This is a genomic window from Bradyrhizobium sp. C-145, from assembly GCF_023375135.1.
In the GTDB taxonomy this organism is placed as follows: Bacteria; Pseudomonadota; Alphaproteobacteria; order Rhizobiales; family Xanthobacteraceae; genus Bradyrhizobium; species Bradyrhizobium zhanjiangense.
Genome location: NZ_CP088150.1, coordinates 2,784,824 through 2,804,259, shown reverse-complemented (window position 1 = coordinate 2,804,259; position 19,436 = coordinate 2,784,824). Strand labels below are relative to the sequence as shown.

Below are 19,436 nucleotides of genomic sequence, written 5' to 3'. Positions count from 1 at the left end.
TCGCGGCAGAAGAAGCAGCAAAGCAAGAGGCAAAGCGAGGAGCGATGCCCGCCACCGACGATATGCAGAAGGCGCAGCGCTTCCGCGAAGCGGCGCTGCCCTATCTCGACGACGTCTATACCCTCGCGCGGTACCTCCTGCGTGATGCCTCCGACGCCGAAGATGCGGTGCAGGAGTGCTATCTGCGTGCGCTGAAGCACTTTGACAGTTATCGCGGGCCGGCGATGAAACCCTGGCTGTTCGCGATCCTGCGCAACGTCTGCAACGCAGAATATGCGCGGCGGGCGCACAGGCCCAGCGCGATCGAGGATACACCCGGCGCCGCGGAGCAGACGCCGATCTGGCAGGAGAGCGAGGCAAGCCCGGAAACCGAAGTGCTGCGCAGCCACGATGCCGGCGCGATCCGCAAGCTGATCGACACGCTCGCCGAACCGTTCAAGGAGACCTTCGTGCTGCGGGAGATCAACAATCTGTCCTATCGTGAAATCGCCGAGACGGTCGGTGCACCCATCGGCACCGTGATGTCCCGTCTCGCCCGCGCGCGCGCCATGCTGCGGGCGGCCTGGACGGCGGAAGAGGAGCAAGCAAGATGATCTGCGACGAAGCAAGAATCCTGCTTCACGCGCTGCTCGACAATGAGCTCGATGCCGGCCATGCGCGCGAGGTCGAAGCGCATATCGTCAGCTGCCCGGCCTGCGCCGCCGAGCTCGCCGCGCAGCGCGAAATGCAGCGCGTGCTCGCCGACACCGATTTGCGCTACACCGCGCCCGCGAGCCTCCGCGCTCGGATCGAGGCGTCACTGCCGCAAGCACAGCACCAACCGACTCGCCGCTCCTTGCTGCGCGGCTTTGCCATGGGCTCGGCCGTCTCCGCGCTCGCCGCCTCCGGCGTCGTCGCATTGGTACTGCGCCAGGATGATCAGCAGCGCATCCTGTCGGAGGTCGTCTCCGCGCATCTGCGCTCGCTGCAGGCCGGCCACCTCACCGACGTGGTCTCGACCGACCAGCACACGGTCAAGCCGTGGTTCAACGGCAAGCTCGACGTCGCCCCGCCCGTGATCGATCTCACCGCGCAGGGTTTTACGCTGGTCGGCGGCCGGCTCGACTACATCGACGCGCGCGCCATCGGCGCGGTCGTCTACCGGCGCCGGCAGCACGTCATCAACCTGTTCGTATCGCAGACATCGAACGTGGAATATCGCGCGCCGAAGACCGAGACCATGCAAGGCTTCAACTGCCGCCGCTGGGGCAATCGCGGCCTGAATTTCTGGGCCGTCAGCGATATCGCCGCCGACGAGCTCGCCGAGTTCGTCGACAAGTTCGAGGCGGCGATGAGGGCGAATGTGGAGGGGTAGATTCACCCCGCACCGTCATTGCGAGGAGCTCGCGGCAAAATTGCGCAGCAATTTTGCGCTGAAGCGACGAAGCAATCCAGACTGCCTCCGCCGAGATAGTCTGGATTGCTTCGCTTCGCTCGCAATGACGAATGCCGAGATGGCTCGGCCAAAAATCAGGCCGACCGTCTCACCGCGTTGTCGACCAGGGTCTTGCCCAGCGACCAGATCGCACCGGGGACCTTGTGGCTGCCGGCGATGACGTCGTCGAAAGCGCGCTCGATCCAGCTGCAGTCTTCCTCGGTGATGGTGAGCGGCGGCAGCAGCTTGATGGTGTGACTGCCGTGGCCGGCGACCTGCGTCAGGATCTTGTGATCCTTGAACAGCGGCACGGTGATGAGCTGACAGAACAGGCCCTTGTTCGCGGTCTCCAGCACGTTCCAAGAGGCGCGCAGACGCAGCGATTTCGGCGGGCCGAACTCGATGCCGATCATCAGACCCTTGCCGCGGACTTCCTTCAACAGCTCGTAGCCGGGCACCATGCGCGTCAGCGCCAGGCGCAGCTCGGCGCCGCGCTTGGCCGCGGCCTCAATCAGCTTCTCGGACTCCATGACGTCGAGCGTGGCGATGCCCGCCGCCATCGCGAGGTCGTTCTTGGAGAAGGTGGAGCCGTGCACCACCGCACGGTCCATCTGATTGAAGATCTTGTCGAAGATGCTCTTGCGCGTCAGCACCGCGCCGACAGGCACGTGGCCGCCGGACAGCGACTTCGACAGCAGCACTATGTCGGGCTCGACGTTCCAGTGCTCGACCGCAAGGAAGCGGCCGGTGCGGCCCATGCCGGTCTGGATCTCGTCGGCGACGAACAGCGTGCCGTATTTCTTGCAGAGCGCGGCCGCGCCGGGCAGGAACTCGTCAGTGGGCATGTTGACGCCCTTGCCCTGGATCGGCTCGACGACGAAGGCCGCGACCTCGCGTGAGGCCAGCGCCTTTTCGAGCGCAGCCAGGTCGTTGAACGGGATCGGGGTGCAGCCTGGCAGCAACGGCTCGAAACCGGTACGGAAGTTCGAGTCGCCCGTGAGCGACAACGCGCCATAGGTCAGGCCGTGATAGCCGTGGGCGCAATAGACGATGCCGGGACGGCCGGTCGCGCCGCGTGCGAATTTGATCGCTGCCTCGACGCATTCAGCGCCGGAATTGGCGAAGAACGCCTTGTCGAGATAGGGGACGTATTTCAGAAGGCGCTCGGCGAGCACGCCGGCGAGCGTCGAGACGTCGAACTGGACGAGGTTCGGCAGGTCGGCATCGAGCACGCTCTTGAGCGCCTCGCGCATGACCGGATGATTGCGCCCGATCGCAAACACGCCGAATCCGGACAACAGGTCGAGATAGCGCGCGCCCTCGCGGTCGTAGAGGTACTGCCCCTGCCCCTTCTGGAAGCCGACATCGTAGCCGATGGTCTTGAGAACCCGAACGAACTGCTCGTTCAGATACCGATTATGCAGGGCGCTGCGCTGGGCCTGACGGTCCGCGAAGAGCTCAGACATGTCTGGATTTGGACTGTGCATCCGCTACATACTTCGGTTGAGGGCCGTCTAGTCAACTGAAAACGGACCGCTATTGAAACGGTCTGTGCGGCCTTTTGCCCTTTTTCGGACCATCTTCGCAAGCACAGCTTTAAACCATGTTGCACTGCCAAGGAACTATCATGCGTTTAGCCCTTTACACCGGAATAATACTGGCTGGCGGTTACACCTGTCTGACCCCCGCGCTCGCCACAGACCCGACCGGCGACTGGCGGGTCGCCGACGGCGTCGCCAACATCCGTGTCGCCCAATGCAGTGGCAGCATGTGGGGTGCCGTCTCCTGGGAAAAGCAGCCCGGAGGCCGCGACGAGAATAACCCGGATGTGTCAAAAAAGAACAGGCCGACGCTGGGCATGCCGACCCTGATCGACATGAAGAAGAAGCCCGGCGTCGATCAGTGGGAAGGACAGGTCTACAACGCCAAGGACGGCCAGCTCTACAGCGCGACCATCACGCCGGCCGGGACTGACCAGCTCGAAATCAAGGGCTGCGTGATGGGCTTTCTCTGCGGGGGCGAGACCTGGACCCGGGTTGGTCCGCCGATCCCCTTGAGCCCCGCCAACGCCATGGCCAAGGGCGCGCCGAAGTCCACCGGCGCGGCACCGAAAGCCCAGGGCACGACGGGCGCCACAGCAGCTGCCCCGGCAGCCCCGAAGGCCGCCGGCGCGGTCAAGCCCGGTCAGAAGGGCGCCGCCGACCCAGTCGGCGACATCTGCCTACTCCCTGAGATTGCGGGGTTTGCCCATTAGGGCCGGCTGGAACAGCAGCACGGCGGCAAGCGTCGTTACCAGCGACAGTGCGAGCAGCTTGCCCATGCTGGACGTGCCGGGATGGCTGGACAGCCACAGGCTGCCGAACGCAGTCGCCGTCGTCAGCGCGCTGAAAAAGATCGCACGCGTCAGGCTGGTCTGCAGCAGATTCGTCCTGCCCGAGCGCCACGCCACGACATAATAGATCTTGAAGGCCACGCCGACGCCGAGCAGCAGCGGGAATGCGACGATGTTGGCGAAGTTGAGCGGCAGGCCGACCAACACGCAGATCTCGAGTGTCACCGCGCCGGCAACCAGAAGCGGCACCAGCGTCATCAGCACGTCGACGAACCGCCGCAACGTGATCCACAAGAGCAGGCCGATCACCAGCAGTGCATAGACGCCGGCGTGGATGAACGCCTTCACCACGGTGTCGCCGGATTTCAGGATCGAGACCGGCCCGCCGATCGCGGTCGGCTCGGCCGCGAGCACGGCCGCGGCAAACTTGCGCAGCGTGTCGTTGTCGTTGGGATCGCCCTTGGGCAGCGCCTCGACGCGGATGACGCCGTCCTTGCTCTTCCAGGCGCTGACGAGATCCGGCGGCAGTGACTTCAGGGTCACCGGCTCGGCCTGCAGCGCGTTTCTGAGCTGGCCGAACACGATCTTCATCGGTGTGACGAACACGTCCTGCGCCTTGTTGCGCGTGGCCTCGTCGGAATTAGCGAGCTTCTCGAGCGCATCGGCCAGCCGGCGCGAGGCGAGCGCACCCGGTCCCTTCGCATCGCCCGCGGTCCGGCGCAGATTGTCGACCGAGGATTTCAGCGCTTCGACGTTTTCCTGGTCCGACGGCGCCGCGTCGATCTGGTCGGGATTGAGCGCGGGATTCAAGACCTTGGCGCCCTGCGCGAGCAGCTTCAGCTTCGGCGGCTGATCCTGCGGCACGAAGCTGTCGAGTGACATCACCCGCAATACCTCGGGCACCTTCTCCAGCTTCGCCTCGACCTGCTTTGCCTGCTCTTCCGACGTCGTCATCACGTTGATGGCATTGGCGCCCGTGTTGGGATCCTTGCGCAGGTCGAGGAAGGTCGCGATCGATTCGGCATGCGGATTGCGCAGGTTCATCGGGTTGAAGTCGAACTTCATGAAGTAGAGCAGCGGCAGGCCGCCGAGCGCCAGCAGCAGCGTGCCGCCGACGATCAGCACGCGGTGCTTTTCGAGGAAGTGATCGAGCGGCGCCAGGAAGGCGTAACCGACGGGCTCCGGCTCGCCGGGCGGGTTCAACAGCTTCAACAGCGCCGGCAGCACGGTGATCGACGAGAGGAACGCGACCAGCATGCCGACGCCGGCGATCTGGCCGAGCTCGGAGATGCCCTTGTAGTCGGTCGGCATGAAGCAGAGGAAGCCCGCGGCCGTTGCCATCGCCGCGAGCGACAGCGGCACCGCCGAGCGTTTGGCCGCCAGCACCAGCGCGCCCGAGAGATCGTCGTACTTGTAGCGCTCGGAGCGGTAGCGGACGCTGTACTGGATGCCAAAATCGACGCCGAGGCCGACGAACAGCACCGCAAACGCGATCGACAGCAAATTGAGCGAGCCGACCATCATCAGACCGGCCGCGGTCGTGATCGCGAGGCCCACGAAGAGATTGATGAAGACCGCGAAGATGATCTTCGCCGAATGCAGCGCCAGCCACAGGATCAGCAGCACGACGAGAACCGTGCCGATGCCGTTGACGACGGCGCCTTCCTGGACGGTCGCGTATTCCTCGTTGGCGATCGGGACCGGGCCGGTCAGCCGCACCCGCGCCTGGTATTTGGTCGGGAAATCCAGATCCGCTGCGGCCTTGCGGATCGCGTCGGTGGCGCCCTTGCCCGGCTCCAGCGCGTTGTAGTCGAGGATCGGCTTGAACTCGATGAACGCGCGCTTGTCCGAATCCTTCAACGGCTCGTCGCTGACGAGCTCGCGCCAGGAGAAGCTGGCATTGCCCTTGTTGAGCACGGTCTCGACCGTCTGCGCGATCAGGTTGAAGGGCCGCTCCGTGTTGTCGAGCTTGACCTGGCCGCGCTTGACGCCGGCAAGTCCGGTCTCGAGCGCGCCGGTCAGGCCGCGGATCGAGGGGTCGCCCGCCATGATCTCGATCAAGGGCGCGGCCGATTCGAACTGACCGGTGATCTTGCCGACCTCCTCGGTCGGCAGGAACAGCAGGCCATTCTTCTCGAAGAACTCGCCGCTGCCGAGCTGCTGCATCGATTGGAAGTTGGTCTTGTCGTCCTTGAGCTTGGCAAAGAGCGCATCCGCTGCCGCGCTCGCCATCTCGGGCGTCTTGGCCTCGACGACCGCCGTGATGGTCGCGTCGCGGTCGAAGGCGCGGTCGAACTGCTGGTCGCGCTGGCGCCAGTCCAGATTCTGGGCAATCAGCGAATTGATGTCGGTGTTGATGGCGAAGTGGCGCGCAGCGTAATAGCCCGCTCCCACCGACAGCAGGAGCCCGAAAATGACGACGAGGGAGGCAAACCGGGTACAGGCCCTGACGATGGCAACAACGACGCTTTGCAGCACTTCTTTTCTTTCTGCGGTTAACAGCTTGCCGGAAACGCCCGCTGTTTATCGGAGTTCCCGGGCGAAACCTATTGCTGTTTGAGTGGTTCTCGCCGCGACAAGGTTCGAGGTAAACGGCGGAGGACCCGCGGCAAAATCATGCGGGGCGGTCGGTATAGCCGGGGAGTTGAGGCGGGAAAGTGACGAAAGAGTGAGCCAAATGTCGCCATGTTGCTCACCGGGAATGGCCTACCAAAATACCATCGAACTGCCTTTGTCTGGGAACCCAAGGAGCGTTCGACTTCCCTTGCTGCCGATTTTTTGACACAAAGTATTGCGCCTCCATGCGCCGGAGCCCAAACGGGGGTGGGTGGCTACCGCTGCGCGAGACCAATGGTGCGGATATTGCACCTCATTGGTCAGTAGCGAGGTGCTGCCGGGAACTTTGAAGCGGATTGATGCAACTTGCGTGATGGGCGTCCAATGGAAGTTTATCTGGCGCAGCCGCGCGGCTTCTGCGCGGGCGTGGTGCGTGCGATCGAGATCGTGGAACGGGCCCTGGAGAAGTACGGCCCGCCCGTCTACGTGCGCCATGAGATCGTGCACAACAAATACGTGGTCGAGAGCCTGAAGAACAAGGGCGCGATCTTCGTCGAGGAATTGTCAGAAGTGCCGCCGAAGGCGGTGACCGTTTTCAGCGCCCATGGCGTCGCCCGCAGCGTCGAGGAAGAGGCCGCTGCGCGCGATCTTCCGGTGCTGAACGCCACCTGCCCCCTGGTCACGAAAGTTCACAATCAGGGGAAGCGCTACATCACCAAGGGCCGCACGCTGATTCTGATCGGCCATGCCGGCCATCCCGAGGTCGAGGGCACGATGGGCCAGGTCCCGGGGCCAGTGCAGCTTGTTCAAAGCGTTGAAGAGGTTAACGCTCTGACGCTGCCGGCGGATACGCCAATGGCCTACATCACCCAGACCACCCTGTCGGTCGACGACACCAAGGACATCATCGCGGCCCTCCAGGCCCGCTTTACAGATATTCAAGGTCCGGATATCCGGGATATCTGCTATGCGACACAGAACCGCCAAACTGCGGTAAGGGATTTGAGCAAGCTGGTCGACGTGATCTTGGTGGTGGGCGCTGCCAACAGTTCGAACTCGAACCGGCTCCGCGAAATCGGCACCGAAGCCGGCGTCGCGAGTTATTTGATTGCCGACGGCAGCGAGCTCAATCCGGCGTGGTTGAAGGATGCCAGGACCGTCGGCGTCACGGCCGGCGCTTCGGCGCCCGAGGTACTCGTGGATGACGTGATTGAAGCGATGCGGCGGATCGGACCAGTGAAGGTCTCGGTGTTGCCGGGCCGCGAGGAAAACATCGAATTCCGGCTTCCGGCCCAATTGGCTGCGAGCTGACCCATCCGAATTCAAAGCCCAGAAAGAAACTTGTAATGGCCATCCCGTTCTTCAAGGAAATGCGTATCGGCGGCTATTTGCTCAAGCAGAAACTGCTTGGCCGCAAACGCTATCCGCTCGTGCTGATGCTGGAGCCGCTGTTTCGCTGCAACCTCGCCTGCGTCGGCTGCGGCAAGATCGATTATCCCGACGCGATCCTCAACCGCCGCATGACGGCGCAGGAGTGCTGGGATGCCGCCGACGAATGCGGCGCGCCGATGGTCGCGATTCCCGGCGGCGAGCCGCTGATCCACAAGGAGATCGGCGAGATCGTGCGCGGCCTCGTCGCGCGCAAGAAGTTCGTCTCGCTCTGCACCAACGCGCTGCTGCTCGAGAAGAAGCTCGATCTGTTCGAGCCCTCGCCGTATCTGTTCTTCTCGGTGCATCTCGACGGCCTGCGCGATCACCATGACAAGGCAGTGTCGCAAAAGGGCGTGTTCGACCGCGCCGTCTCCGCGATCAAGGCGGCCAAGGCGCGCGGCTTCACCGTCAACGTCAACGCCACGATCTTCGACGGCCATCCGGCCGAGGAGATCGCGAAATTCCTCGACCTCACCGTCGAGCTCGGCGTCGGCGTCTCGATGTCGCCGGGCTACGCCTATGAGCGCGCGCCGGACCAGGAGCACTTCCTCAACCGCACCAAGACCAAGAAGCTGTTCCGCGACGTCTTCGCGATGGGCAAGGGCAAGAAGTGGAATTTCATGCACTCCGGCCTGTTCCTGGACTTCCTCGCCGGCAACCAGGAATACGAGTGCACGCCGTGGGGCATGCCCGCGCGCAACATTTTTGGCTGGCAGAAGCCCTGCTACCTGCTCGGTGAAGGCTACGCCAAGACCTTCAAGGAGCTGATGGAGACCACGGACTGGGACTCCTACGGCACCGGCAAGTACGAGAAGTGCGCCGACTGTATGGCCCATTGCGGCTACGAGCCGACCGCGGCCACCGCAGCCCTCCACAACCCGCTGAAGGCGATGTGGGTGTCGCTGCGCGGCATCAAGACGTCGGGCCCGATGGCGCCGGAGATCGACATGTCCAAGCAGCGCCCGGCGCAGTACATCTTCTCGGAGCAGGTCCAGAAGAAGCTCTCCGAGATCCGCAAGGACGAGGCGGCTGCCGCGCAGGCGAAGGCCGCGCAGAAGGCTTCGACCGCCGCGTAAGCGCGCTGGTCGGCACCAACGAAAAAAAGGCCCGGTCGCGAATCGCGACCGGGCCTTTTCTTTTGTTCAGCTCAGGCGCCAGGGGAAGAGCAGCGCGGTGCGTAGGCGAGGCCCCTTCGTTCCTCGCGTGGCCGGCTCAGGAGCCCTCCTGCAAAAAAGTGAAAAACAACCCTATGCACAGTAGAAACGCGGCCGGCGAACGGCACATCGTGCATTCGGCTAAACTCTTGCCGCGCCGAGGAAATCAGCAGCAAAGGAACGGAGATCGCTGCATCTACGACGAGGAGCGATCTTCGCGAAAGCAACGACGGACGATGGCCAATCGGATCAACGCGCGGAAGTCGCTCAGGAATTACAATTCAAGGCCAGCGCGGATTTCGAATTTTACGAATATCGTTTGACCCGTCGGGCAAAACAGTGGCACTATGCGATGCTGGCCCCTTGCGAAAGCAGCGCTAACTCATCGCGGACGCGACGCGATTAAACGCCGTCCGAAAACTGGCGGTTCTTTCCTTGTGGTGCCAGGTCATCCTTGAAATGCCTGCACTGTAATTATCGTGTCTCACCTCAGGGGTGCAGTCCAGCACTGTCACCGTAATTCCGGGCGGGCGATCAGTCAGATGATGACCGCAATTACGGAGAGCGAGGATCGGGAAGAGAGGGGTTTCGCAACGGCTCAACCCATCCTACCAAGGTGGCCCTTCGTATTCCGCTGCCGTCTCGGCGTACTGGATCGCCCGGTCAAGCCGGGCGATGACAGCGGAGAGTGGGACGCGTACTGCCTCCGCATAGTCATTGCGAGCCGAGCGAAGCAATCCAGACTGTCTCTGCGGAAACAACTCTGGATTGCTTCGCTTCGCTCGCAATGACGGGAGAAAGTGCGCCTACCCCGCTCAGGCCGCCTCGGAGACCAGGCCCTCGCTGCCGACCAGCTCGGTGCCGATCAGGTAGTCGCGGCAGCCGCGCAAGCTACGCAGGGCGCGGTTGAAGTCGAGGCCGGTCGAGACCAGCGCATGCAGCGTCGCCGGGTTGCGCACGATGCCGCGCAGCACGGCCGCAAGGTCGATCTGGCCGTTCGGTTTGATCGCGGCACGAGCGAGTGCCGGCAGCGCACGGTGGGCGGGGTCGCTGATGACGCGGACCGCGGCAAAGGGCAGTCCGGCCTCGGCGGCATAGGCGGCCGCGATATGGCTTTCCATGTCGACGGCCGCAGCTCCGGTCTCCGAATGCAGCGCCGCCTTGCAGGAGCGCCCGGTGACCACTTCCTCGGCACCGGCGAGGCTGCCGCGCACCACGCGGCGGCGTCCCGAGGTCAGGCGTTCGATGAGATCGTCGCCGAGCGACAGCCCGGCGGCCCAGCGGGTGTCGCCGGACAGCACTTCGGTTGCCAGCACGACGTCGCCGGAGCGCAGCGTCGGGTCGAGCCCGCCGGCCACACCGAAGGAGATCACGCCGCGAATCGTCTCGGGATCCACCACCGTCAGCAACGCCCGCAACTGGGTCGGGCTGCTCGATGAACAGATGACCGCCATTCCCGGCCCGGCTGCAATGCGGGCCTCCTGAACCAGTCCAGTCACGATCAGTATCGGCCGCGGGTCGATGGCATTACCCGCGGTAAAATAGTCCCCCGTCCCCAAAGTCACATTCCGACCCCTACCACCCTGCTGTTGGTGTTCCGCAAGTTCCGATACCGCGCCAGCGCCCACAGCGGGAAGAACTTTGGGTAACCATGATACCGTAGATAGAAGACGCGGGGGAAGCCTGTGGCGGTGTACCGCTGCTCGTCCCACAGTCCTTTTTTGTTTTGTGTTGCAATCAGGTACTCCACCCCGCGGGCGACGGCAGGGTGATCAACCTCGCCTGCCGCCATCAGGGCAAGCAAAGCCCATGCCGTTTGCGAAGCGGTCGAGGGCGCGGCCTCCCAGCCCTTGTAATCCAGGCGGTAGCTGACGGCGTCCTCGCCCCAGCCGCCGTCCTCGTTCTGGATCGAGGCCAGCCAGGCCGCGGCTTTGCGAATCATGGGGTCCTTGTGGTCGACGCCGGCCATGTTGAGGGCACAGAGCACGGACCAGGTTCCATAGATGAAGTTCATGCCCCAGCGGCCGTACCAGGAGCCCTCCGGGTGCTGGGTCTTGCGGAGATAGGCAACGCCATCGGCCACCTGCTTGCTGGACTTCTCGGTCTCGCCGAGTTGGGCCAGCATCGAGATGCAGCGCGCGGTGACGTCCTCGGTCGGCGGGTCGAGCAGCGCGCCGTGGTCGGAGAACGGAATGTTGTTCAGGTAGTATTCGAGATTGTTGACGTCGAAGGCGGCCCAGCCGCCGTCGTCGCTCTGCATGCCCTCGATCCACTCCCGGCCGCGGGCGATCGCGGCGTCATAGCCGGTCACCCCGTGCTCCCGGCGCATGCGGTCCATCGACATCACCACGACAGCGGTGTCGTCGAGATCGGGATAATGGGCATTGTTGTACTGGAAGGCCCAGCCGCCCGGACGCACGTCGGGCCGCTTCGCCGCCCAGTCGCCCTTCACCTCGAGCTCCTGCTTCGGGATCAGCCAGTCGAGGCCACGCTTGGCAGCCGGCACGGCTTGCGCGTTGCCGGCTTCCAGCAGCGCATGCGCAGTCAACGTCGTATCCCACACCGGCGAAACGCAGGGCTGGCAATAGGCTTCGTCGTCTCTGATTACGAGCAGCTTGTCGATGCCCCGGCGCGTGATCGCGCGCGGCGGATAATTCGCGTCCTTGCCGAGCGCGTCGTACATCATGACGATGTTGGCCATGGGCGGATAGATCGCGCCCATGCCGTCCTCGCCGTTGAGCCGCTCCTCGATGAAGGCGAGCGCCGCATCGATCGCGCGCTTGCGCAGGCTCTTGGAAAACATCGGCTCGATCACGCGCAGAATCGCATCGAGCGAGCGAAAGAGCAGGAACCAGGCCATGCTCTGGTGCGGCGCCTTCGCGGTCATGCCGATCGAGCGCGGATCCTGCAGGAACAGCTCGTCGATGCCGATCCCTTTCGGATTCTTCGCGCGCGGCTTCAGCGCGGCGATCACCATCAGCGGCACCATGGTGGTGCGCGCCCAATAGGAGATCTTGTTGAGGTGGAACGGCGACCAGAACGGCAGCAGCACGATCTCGATCGGCAGCACCGGCACCGCGCTCCAAGTCACCACGCCGAATGTCGCGAGCAGGAAGCGGGTGAAGACGTTGCTGTGAATCGCACCGCCGCGGGCATGAATGGCCTCGCGCGCACGCACCATGTGCGGGGCATCGATGGAATCGCCGATCATCTTCAGCGCGAAATAGGCCTTCACGCTGGCGCTCATGTCGAATTCGCCGTCATGCACCAGCGGCCAACCGCCATGGGCACCCTGGACGCGGCGCAGATAGTTGCCGATCTTGGCCTCGAGCACCGTGTCGACGGGCTCGGCGAGATAATGGCGCAGCAGGATGTACTCGGCCGGAATCGTGCAGTCGGCCTCGAGCTCGAACACCCAATGGCCGTCCGGTTGCTGGAAGCCGAGGACGCCTTGCGTTGCCGATGCAATGCTCGATTCCAAGCTGCTCGGATCCAGGGCTTCGCGGCTGGTCGCGTTCACGGAATCCATGTCGCTCGATTGCTCCGATAGTCGATTGAAATTGACCGGGACATTGCCCGTCAGGGCCGCTGTGCGGCGAGAATCAGATCGGCGGCGCGATCGCCCGATCGGACCGATCCCTCGATGGTTGCAGGCAATCCCGTAGCAGTCCAATCCCCGGCGAGGAATAGGTTTTTCATCGCAGTGACCGGCGCCGGACGCAAGGCATTCTGCGCCGGCGTCGCGGCAAAAGTGGCGCGGCGCTCACGCACGATCTGCCAAGGGGGCAATTGAGGGGGCAGCTCACCGGAGAGGCCGCCGGCCTTCCAGACGTCGTCCCAGATCGCCTGCGCGAGCTCCTCGCGCGGCATGTCGACCAGGCGGTCGCCGTTGCTGATGGTGACGGAAAGCCGGTTCGGGAACGCGAACAGCCATTCCACCACGCCGCCGATCACGCCAAGGATCGGCGCAGAGCCCGGCGGCGGCTCAAAGCGGAAATGCGCGTTCACGATGGCGCGGAATTCGGTCGGCGTCTTCAGGCCGGGCAGCAAGCTGGCGGCAGCGCGCGGCGGCACCGCCATCACGATGACGTCGCCCTCGCTGAGCTGGATCACGTCCTCGCCGCCGAAATTCAGCGCACCAACCTTGCCGTCACTGGTTGCAAACGAACGCAGCTCATGGCCGAGCTGAACCGTGTGGCCGCGCTCAGCCAAGAATTTCACGGCAGGCTCGATCAGCACGGCGCTGAGGCCGTCGCGCGCGATCAGGGGACGGCAGGCCTGTCCGCCCGCGAGCAGCGTCTCGCGCACGATCGCGCCGGCGAGCCCGGCTGAGCCCTCGGGCGGATCGACGTTGAGCGCCGCAAGCAGCAGCGGCTGCACCAAACGCTGATAGAGGATGCCCTCGCAAGGAATCGACTTGCCGACCAGCGTCTCCTCCGACGCCCAGACCAGCGGCGCCAGCTTGAGATAATCGGTGAGGCCGGTGTCGGGCACGCGGCGGCTCTCGTCGAGCACCCAGGTCGGCAGCCGGCCATCGCCGAGATCGATCTGCCAGCGCTGCCCGGTCTTGATGTCGACGAAGGGAAACTGCGCGCGCTCGGGGCCGACAAGGCCGGCTTCGGTGCCGATCGCGCGCGCATAGGCGCGCGCATGGCTGTTGCCCGACAGCAGCAGATGATTGCCATTGTCGATGGTGAGATTGGTGGCGCCGTCGAAATAGGACCGGCAGCGGCCGCCGGCCTGATGTGTCGCCTCGTGCACGGCGACCTTGAAGCCGGCATTGGCGAGCCGCACGGCGGCGGAGAGGCCGGAAATTCCAGCACCGATGATGTGAGCTGTCTTTTGCATCAGATGAAAGCGTAACGGAGCAGGATCAGAATGCGTGTGATCTTCGACACACGCACCGGCTCGCGCGGCGCGTTGAAGCCGCGCGCGATCAGGAGGTCCAGAATGGAATGATAATATTTCGACATGATCCGCGGCGCGCGCACGGTGCGGCGCTTGTTGCGGTTCATGATCTCGTCCGACTTCTCGAAATGCGATTTCGCACGCTGCGTCAGCGGCAGGCAGACCTTCGGCAGCGCGCGCTCGGTGATGACGCGGCTGGGATCGTTGGAGGTGATGCCGGCATGCAGCAGCGCCTCGCGCGGCAGATAGAGCCGGCCGAGGCCAGCGTCCTCGTCGATGTCGCGCAGGATGTTGGTGAGCTGGAGCGCGCGGCCGAGATGATGGGCGAGCAGGATGCCGTCTTCTTCCGGCAGGCCGAACACCCGCACCGACAGGCGCCCCACGGCACTGGCGACGCGATCGCAGTAGAGATCGAGCGTCGCCATGTCGGGCGCGCGGATGTCCTGCGGCACGTCCATCTCCATGCCGTCGACGATGGCGAGGAAGTCCTCGCGCTTCAGCCCGAAGGTTTTCACCGAGGCGACGTAGTCCCTCAGCCGCGGCGGCGGATTGCCCTGATAGAGCGCATCGATGTCGTTGCGCCACTGCTGAAGTGCGGCGAGCCGCTCCTCGCGCGGGCCGTCGGAATCGGCGATGTCGTCGACCTGGCGGCAGAAGCTGTAGATCTGGAACATCGCTTCGCGCTGGTCATGCGGCAGGATGCGCATCGCGGCGTAGAACGAGCTGCCGGATGCGGTCGAGCCATAATTGGCGCCGGGCGAGGTCGCCTCAAGCGTCATGTGCAGTCCCCGGTCTGGAAATGGCCTTGCGTCCGATCGCGCGACGGCCGACTTCGCCGATCATGCCGGCGAGGCTGAAGGTAAGCAGCTCGAGCTTGTTCAGATGCACGCGCTCGCGCAGGGGATCGCGTACCTTGAGCAGGCGCACGATGCGATCGGCATAGGCCTGGATCACCGAAATGTCGACGCCGAGGCGGAAGTCCCTCACCTCCGCGCTGAGCGACTTGCTCTCGTTCAGCAGCGCTTCGTTGCGCACGGCGAGCGCCTGAAGGCAGGCCAGCATCGCCGGCGGCGACTGCGTCAGCCCGAGCTGTTCGACCGAGGCGCCGCTCGCAGCCAGCGCATCGCGCGGCAGATAGACGCGGTTGAGCTCGCGAAAATCCTTGCCGCAATCCTGGAGGTGATTGTTGATCTGGAGCGCCGCGCAAAGCGCATCCGAGGCAGCCCAGGTCGACGTGCTCTCGCCATGGACATCGAGCATGAAGCGGCCGACCGGCATCGCCGAGTAGCGGCAATAGTGGATGACTTCGTCCCAATTCTCGTAGCGGAGCTTGGTCACGTCCATGCGGAAGGCGATGAGCACGTCGAGCGCATGGCGCGGCGCCATGCCGCGCTCGGCCAGCGCACGGCGCAGCGTGACGGCTTCGACCTGGGTGTCGCCCTTGCCGAGCAGTTCCGCCTCGAGCAGGTCGAGATAAGCGAGCTTCTCGTCGGGCGGCAGCGTCGCATGGTCGGCAATGTCGTCGGCGGTGCGGACGAAATTGTAATACGCCAAAATCAGCGCGCGATGACGCGGATGAATGATCCAGGACGCGACGGGAAAATTCTCGTCGCGGTCACCCTTACCGGATCGCAATTCGCTCGCAGAGGTCATCGAGGGCTGGTTTACAATCGTTTGGACAGGAAGGGCTTTTTCACTCGCGCGGGCTCATGCCAGCAGTGCCGCCGCGGCCCCCATATAGGGGAATACGGCCGCAAAACCAATCCTGTCTCTCGATGGCTGCCCTTCGTGGATCGCACCCGGAAAGGCGGCCCGGGAGCCGCCTTTGTGGGCCAGCGGCCGAGCTTACTGGTTGTGGTTCTTCAGGACCTGGTCGCAGGCCTGCGAGATCTTGGCCCGGTTCTCCTTGAGGCAGGCCAGGACGGTGAAATCGCCCTGGTCGATGACCGGACGGCAGAACTTCTGCACATCGCGCGTGCAGGCCTTCTGCTCGGCGTCCGTGCCACGCCCTTGCTGAGCGAGCGCAGCCGTCGAAAGGGAGGCCGACAGCAGGGTGAGAGCGACGAGAAGCTTACGCATTGTATTCCTTCATTCTGACGACAGAATCGCACCGATCCCGGGCTGCACAGGGCGGATGGCCGGAACGGGATTGTTCTGATGGCAAGTCGCCGCGGGAGGTGCGGCCTCAGAGAAGGCACAAGCACTGGCAAATGCGGCCAAATTGGCGCCACACCCACCAAATCAGGTCTTCCCTACGCCTTCATTGGCAGATGTAAGGGCTTGATACTACGTCATAATTCAGGAACGCCGCATTTTACTGCACGGCTGTTGCAGAGCTGCATCTCTCCGCCCGCCGTTACAGCCAGAAACACACCGAAACACAGGAAATTGCAGGGTCGCACCACGGTGCGAGGACCAGGTGGGACCGCCATCTCAGGCAGTCAGGCGTTGAACCTGACAGGGGCTGGGAACACTAAACTTTCGATGTGGCGAGACGTTCTCAATCGTAAGCGGGCGTCGTTCCAAAACGGGATATTTGAGATGACATTCTTTGGGCGATCTGGACTGGCAATCAAGGCGGCGGGCATCGGGGCTGCGCTGCTCTTCTCGGTGTCGGCAAGCCATGCTCAATCGTCCGGGCCATTTGCCGGTTTCGACGGCGCGTGGACCGGCACCGGGACGGTGTCGCTGTCCGACGGCTCCACCGAGCGCATCCGCTGCAAGGCCGACTACAAGGTCGCCGGCAGCGGCCTCAGCCTCAAGCAGGCGCTGCACTGCGCGTCCGACAGCTACAAGTTCGACCTCACCAGCGACGTGACGAGCCAGGGCGACCGCATCTCCGGCAATTGGAGCGAGGCGAGCCGCAACATCTTCGGCAACCTCCAGGGCACCGCCGGCGGCGGCCAGATCGACGTGTTCGTCGAGGCCAATGGCTTCGCCGCCAATCTGTCACTGCGCACCAACGGCAGCAAGCAGACGGTGCAGATCTCCTCCAAGGGCGAGATCCGCGGCGTCAACATCACGATGACGAAGGGCTGACGCCCTTCCGGCTCAAGAACAACAAAGCCCCCGGCTCTCGCGAGCCGGGGGCTTCTTGCTGTAGCGCTCCCTGCACGCTCAGATCGCCGGCTTGTCGGGTCCCTGAAGCCTGGCGTGCAGATTGATCAGCCACATCGCCGTCGGGCGCAGGATGAAGAGGTCGGCGACGAGGGCCATGACCATCGAGAAGGCGCTGAGCCAGCCGAACAGCCGCAGCGACGGCAGATCGGAGAACACGGTGACGACGAGGCCGCAGGCCAGCACCACCGTGGTCAGGATCAGCGCCGGACCGACCAGCACGGTCGCCCGCTCCACCGCCAGCCCCGAGCCGACGCCCGGCTTGCTCTCGAGTCTCAGGCGATTGAGGAAGTGGATGGTGGCGCTCAAGCCCAGGCCGAACGAGACGGTGAGCGCAACGACGCTGGCGAATTGCAGGCCCTCGCCCATCGCCCACAGCACCGTGCCCGACATCACCACCGGGAAGATGCCCGGCAGGATGCAGGCCAACATCACCACCCAGGAGCGGAAGGCAAGGCCAATGAAGATCGCGACCAGCGCGAATTCGACGGTGAGACCGCGGTTCAGCTTCTCGATCATGCTGGCCGAGTTACGCGCGGCAATCGCAGCGAGGCCCGTCACCGCAATCTCGTAGCCGGGATGCTTCTTGCGGATGGTGTCGAGCTCGGTATCGAGCTTGTCGACGATTGGCAGGAGCTGGCTGGAATCCTTGTCCGGCACGCGACCGGCCACCACGACCGCGTCCTGCTCGGCGTCGATGAAGCGCCGCACCAGATGCTCGGGGATGACGTTGACATATTCCTTGAGCGTCGCGACGTCGGCGCTGCCGGCCTTTTCCGCGAGCCAGCGGCGCAGGGTCTCGAGCGACCAGACGTTGCCGACACCGGCCGCCTTCTCCACGGTCGCATGCACGTCGGCGATGGTCTGGAGCGTCTCCGGCGAATAGAGCGATTCGCCCTTGGGGAACGCGATCAGAACGTTGACCGGATTGGCGCCGGTCAGCTTGGCGTCGAGCCGGTCGCTGGCGGCGACCGCCTGGCGCTTGTCCGGCACCTGGTCGGCAAGGCGGTAGCGCGGCTCCAGATTGGCGTAGATGACGCCGAGGCTGCCGACGAACAGCACCGCGATCAGGCTGAACAGGCCGGGCCGGCCGACCATGCGCACCGCGATCCAGTAGCAGAAATTGCGCAGCGCCTGGACGCCGGCATCGGCGCCCTGGAACTTGACCGCAAAGACCCTCTCATTGCGCACGAACAGCACGCCGAACACCGGCACCAGCGACAGCACCGCGACCAGCGCGATGATGGTGGCGGCAAGACCGGCCTCGCCGAACTTGCGGATCAGGTCGGAGTCGGAGAATTGCAGGGCGATGAAGGAAATCCCGGCGGTGCCGTGCGTCAGCACGCAGGCCGGGCCCACCACCAGCACCGCGTTCTTGAATGCGGTGAACTTGTCCTGGCCCGCGATCAGCCGATCGCGCGCGGCGAAGGTCAGCTGCATCGAGTCCGAGAAGCTGATGACCATGATGAGCGGCGTCATCACGTTCAGGAACATGTTGAGATTGAAATTGGCCCAGCCGAGCACACCGAGCGCCAGCAGGATCGCGATCATCGGCGGGAAGGCCGCCGCGACCATGAACGAGATCCTGCGGAAGAAGATGATGGCGATGATACAGCCGGCGAGGATGCCGAGGACGTTGTAGGTGAGCCCGTCGCGCTCGACCGCGTTGCGGATCTCGAGCTGCATCACCGGCACGCCGGAGAGCTGCACGTTGAGCCCGGTGTCGCCGAGGTCCTCCTTCATCAGGGCGCGGATGTCGGCGACGGTCTTGGTCAGCTTGCTGGAGGCGACCACTTCCGGATCCAGCGACAGCACAACCAACGCAAGTGTCCCGTCCTCCGACAACAGCTTGCCGCGGATGATCTCGTTGTTTTTGACGGTCTCGATGAACTTGTCATAGGCCGCGCCCTCGGGCAGCTCGGGCGGGAACAGTGCCGCCGGCAGCTTGCCCGGCGCCGGCGCCTGGCGCGCCGAGAACAGCGAAACCAGTCCGCGGGTGCCTTCGACGAGCTGCATGTCGGTGATGAAGTCGCGCAGCTTCTCAAGGTTGTCCCGCGCCAGCAGATTCTTGCCCTCAACCACGACGAGAACGTCGAACTCCTCGGCCGGGAACTTCTTGGTCACCTCTTCGTATTGGCGGAATTCGCGGGTGTTGGAGCGGAACAGCTGCGACAGGGAATCGTCGATCTTGATCCGCTGGATGCCGAACACGGCGCCGACGATCAGCGCGAGCAGGACGATACAGGAAACGATCGGGGTCCGGACGGCGATCAGCCCGAGCCGCTCCAGCCCGAAGGCGATCGAGGACGCAGGTCCCTGCTCGACCTTGTCGACGTGAACCTCATTCTCGCTGTGCTTTTCGAGCATGCCTTGTCCAGTTCCTAAATCGGCTCGTCTTGAGAGCTTATTGCGCCCCGCGAACGGCTTGAAAACGCCATACCAATGGGAGGCTTGCCCTTTGAAAATGCGCGGAAAATCGCCGCGAGGGTTTAGCAGGTCAATCACCCCTCTCGCAAGCCGGCGA

At 64.1% G+C, this 19,436-nt stretch carries 15 protein-coding genes; 6 read left to right on the top strand and 9 right to left on the bottom strand.

Features of this window, described 5'->3' with window-relative positions; all coding sequences use genetic code 11:
* The first annotated feature begins 44 nt into the window (after positions 1-44).
* Positions 45-593, top strand: coding sequence for a sigma-70 family RNA polymerase sigma factor (locus tag LRP30_RS12880; protein ID WP_249760548.1), 549 nt, complete (start codon positions 45-47; stop codon positions 591-593).
* Positions 590-1,354 carry an anti-sigma factor gene (locus LRP30_RS12875; protein ID WP_249760547.1) on the top strand — a complete coding sequence of 255 codons (765 nt, stop codon included), beginning with the start codon at positions 590-592 and terminating at the stop codon, positions 1,352-1,354. Before LRP30_RS12880 ends, LRP30_RS12875 begins: the two co-directional genes overlap by 4 nt.
* Positions 1,355-1,509: 155 nt before the next feature.
* Here LRP30_RS12875 and hpnO read toward each other — a convergent pair whose 3' ends face one another.
* Positions 1,510-2,901, bottom strand: a complete 1,392-nt coding sequence (hpnO, locus tag LRP30_RS12870) for an aminobacteriohopanetriol synthase HpnO (RefSeq protein WP_128935004.1) — start codon at positions 2,899-2,901, stop codon at positions 1,510-1,512.
* A 140-nt stretch (positions 2,902-3,041) separates the two neighbouring features.
* Here hpnO and LRP30_RS12865 point away from each other — a divergent pair, with 140 nt between their 5' ends.
* A complete protein-coding gene (locus LRP30_RS12865) occupies positions 3,042-3,668 on the top strand; it encodes a DUF2147 domain-containing protein (protein ID WP_249760546.1) in 627 nt (208 codons plus the stop codon).
* On the opposite strand, the gene LRP30_RS12860 is transcribed toward LRP30_RS12865, so the two are convergent.
* Complete coding sequence (locus LRP30_RS12860) at positions 3,636-6,224, bottom strand: MMPL family transporter (RefSeq protein WP_249760545.1); 2,589 nt, start codon at positions 6,222-6,224, stop codon at positions 3,636-3,638. The two genes, LRP30_RS12865 and LRP30_RS12860, sit on opposite strands and share 33 nt — an antisense overlap.
* 462 nt (positions 6,225-6,686) lie before the next feature.
* Between LRP30_RS12860 and ispH the strand changes: the two genes are divergently transcribed.
* Together ispH and hpnH are read left to right on the top strand one after the other, a co-directional pair.
* The gene (ispH, locus tag LRP30_RS12855) at positions 6,687-7,613 is read left to right on the top strand and encodes a 4-hydroxy-3-methylbut-2-enyl diphosphate reductase (protein WP_091890726.1); all 927 of its coding nucleotides are present in this window, start codon (positions 6,687-6,689) and stop codon (positions 7,611-7,613) included.
* Between the two features lie 35 nt (positions 7,614-7,648).
* Entirely contained in the window at positions 7,649-8,809 is a 1,161-nt protein-coding gene (gene hpnH, locus LRP30_RS12850) for an adenosyl-hopene transferase HpnH (protein ID WP_128935007.1), read from the top strand.
* An 893-nt stretch (positions 8,810-9,702) separates the two neighbouring features.
* Here hpnH and LRP30_RS12845 read toward each other — a convergent pair.
* The 6 genes from LRP30_RS12845 to LRP30_RS12820 all read right to left on the bottom strand — a co-directional run bounded on the left by LRP30_RS12845 (position 9,703) and on the right by LRP30_RS12820 (position 15,874).
* Entirely contained in the window at positions 9,703-10,452 is a 750-nt protein-coding gene (locus LRP30_RS12845) for a phosphorylase (protein WP_249760544.1), read from the bottom strand.
* Complete coding sequence (shc, locus tag LRP30_RS12840) at positions 10,449-12,416, bottom strand: squalene--hopene cyclase (protein ID WP_249760543.1); 1,968 nt, start codon at positions 12,414-12,416, stop codon at positions 10,449-10,451. The genes LRP30_RS12845 and shc overlap by 4 nt, the downstream gene beginning before the upstream one ends.
* 50 nt (positions 12,417-12,466) lie before the next feature.
* The gene (gene hpnE / locus LRP30_RS12835) at positions 12,467-13,735 is read right to left on the bottom strand and encodes a hydroxysqualene dehydroxylase HpnE (RefSeq protein ID WP_249760542.1); all 1,269 of its coding nucleotides are present in this window, start codon (positions 13,733-13,735) and stop codon (positions 12,467-12,469) included.
* Positions 13,735-14,574, bottom strand: a complete 840-nt coding sequence (gene hpnD, locus LRP30_RS12830) for a presqualene diphosphate synthase HpnD (protein WP_091897480.1) — start codon at positions 14,572-14,574, stop codon at positions 13,735-13,737. The genes hpnE and hpnD overlap by 1 nt, the downstream gene beginning before the upstream one ends.
* On the bottom strand, positions 14,564-15,448 hold the full coding sequence (gene hpnC / locus LRP30_RS12825) for a squalene synthase HpnC (RefSeq protein ID WP_249760541.1): 885 nt from the start codon (positions 15,446-15,448) through the stop codon (positions 14,564-14,566). Before hpnC ends, hpnD begins: the two co-directional genes overlap by 11 nt.
* Before the next feature lie 192 nt (positions 15,449-15,640).
* Entirely contained in the window at positions 15,641-15,874 is a 234-nt protein-coding gene (locus LRP30_RS12820; RefSeq protein ID WP_128935013.1) for a hypothetical protein, read from the bottom strand.
* Between the two features lie 462 nt (positions 15,875-16,336).
* Between LRP30_RS12820 and LRP30_RS12815 the strand changes: the two genes are divergently transcribed.
* Positions 16,337-16,834 carry a hypothetical protein gene (locus tag LRP30_RS12815; RefSeq protein WP_128935014.1) on the top strand — a complete coding sequence of 166 codons (498 nt, stop codon included), beginning with the start codon at positions 16,337-16,339 and terminating at the stop codon, positions 16,832-16,834.
* Between the two features lie 78 nt (positions 16,835-16,912).
* On the opposite strand, the gene LRP30_RS12810 is transcribed toward LRP30_RS12815, so the two are convergent.
* Positions 16,913-19,279, bottom strand: coding sequence for an MMPL family transporter (locus LRP30_RS12810; protein ID WP_249760540.1), 2,367 nt, complete (start codon positions 19,277-19,279; stop codon positions 16,913-16,915).
* Positions 19,280-19,436 lie beyond the last annotated feature (157 nt).

What these genes read in the sequence shown, in the direction of transcription:
- shc (WP_249760543.1), bottom strand. Translation starts at nt 12,416, where the DNA reads ATGGATTCCGTGAACGCGACCAGCCGCGAAGCCCTGGATCCGAGCAGC.
- LRP30_RS12815 (WP_128935014.1), top strand. Translation starts at nt 16,337, where the DNA reads ATGACATTCTTTGGGCGATCTGGACTGGCAATCAAGGCGGCGGGCATC.
- hpnD (WP_091897480.1), bottom strand. Translation starts at nt 14,574, where the DNA reads ATGACGCTTGAGGCGACCTCGCCCGGCGCCAATTATGGCTCGACCGCA.
- LRP30_RS12865 (WP_249760546.1), top strand. Translation starts at nt 3,042, where the DNA reads ATGCGTTTAGCCCTTTACACCGGAATAATACTGGCTGGCGGTTACACC.
- ispH (WP_091890726.1), top strand. Translation starts at nt 6,687, where the DNA reads ATGGAAGTTTATCTGGCGCAGCCGCGCGGCTTCTGCGCGGGCGTGGTG.
- hpnE (WP_249760542.1), bottom strand. Translation starts at nt 13,735, where the DNA reads ATGCAAAAGACAGCTCACATCATCGGTGCTGGAATTTCCGGCCTCTCC.
- LRP30_RS12875 (WP_249760547.1), top strand. Translation starts at nt 590, where the DNA reads ATGATCTGCGACGAAGCAAGAATCCTGCTTCACGCGCTGCTCGACAAT.
- hpnO (WP_128935004.1), bottom strand. Translation starts at nt 2,901, where the DNA reads ATGCACAGTCCAAATCCAGACATGTCTGAGCTCTTCGCGGACCGTCAG.
- LRP30_RS12810 (WP_249760540.1), bottom strand. Translation starts at nt 19,279, where the DNA reads ATGCTCGAAAAGCACAGCGAGAATGAGGTTCACGTCGACAAGGTCGAG.
- LRP30_RS12820 (WP_128935013.1), bottom strand. Translation starts at nt 15,874, where the DNA reads ATGCGTAAGCTTCTCGTCGCTCTCACCCTGCTGTCGGCCTCCCTTTCG.
- hpnH (WP_128935007.1), top strand. Translation starts at nt 7,649, where the DNA reads ATGGCCATCCCGTTCTTCAAGGAAATGCGTATCGGCGGCTATTTGCTC.
- hpnC (WP_249760541.1), bottom strand. Translation starts at nt 15,448, where the DNA reads ATGACCTCTGCGAGCGAATTGCGATCCGGTAAGGGTGACCGCGACGAG.
- LRP30_RS12880 (WP_249760548.1), top strand. Translation starts at nt 45, where the DNA reads ATGCCCGCCACCGACGATATGCAGAAGGCGCAGCGCTTCCGCGAAGCG.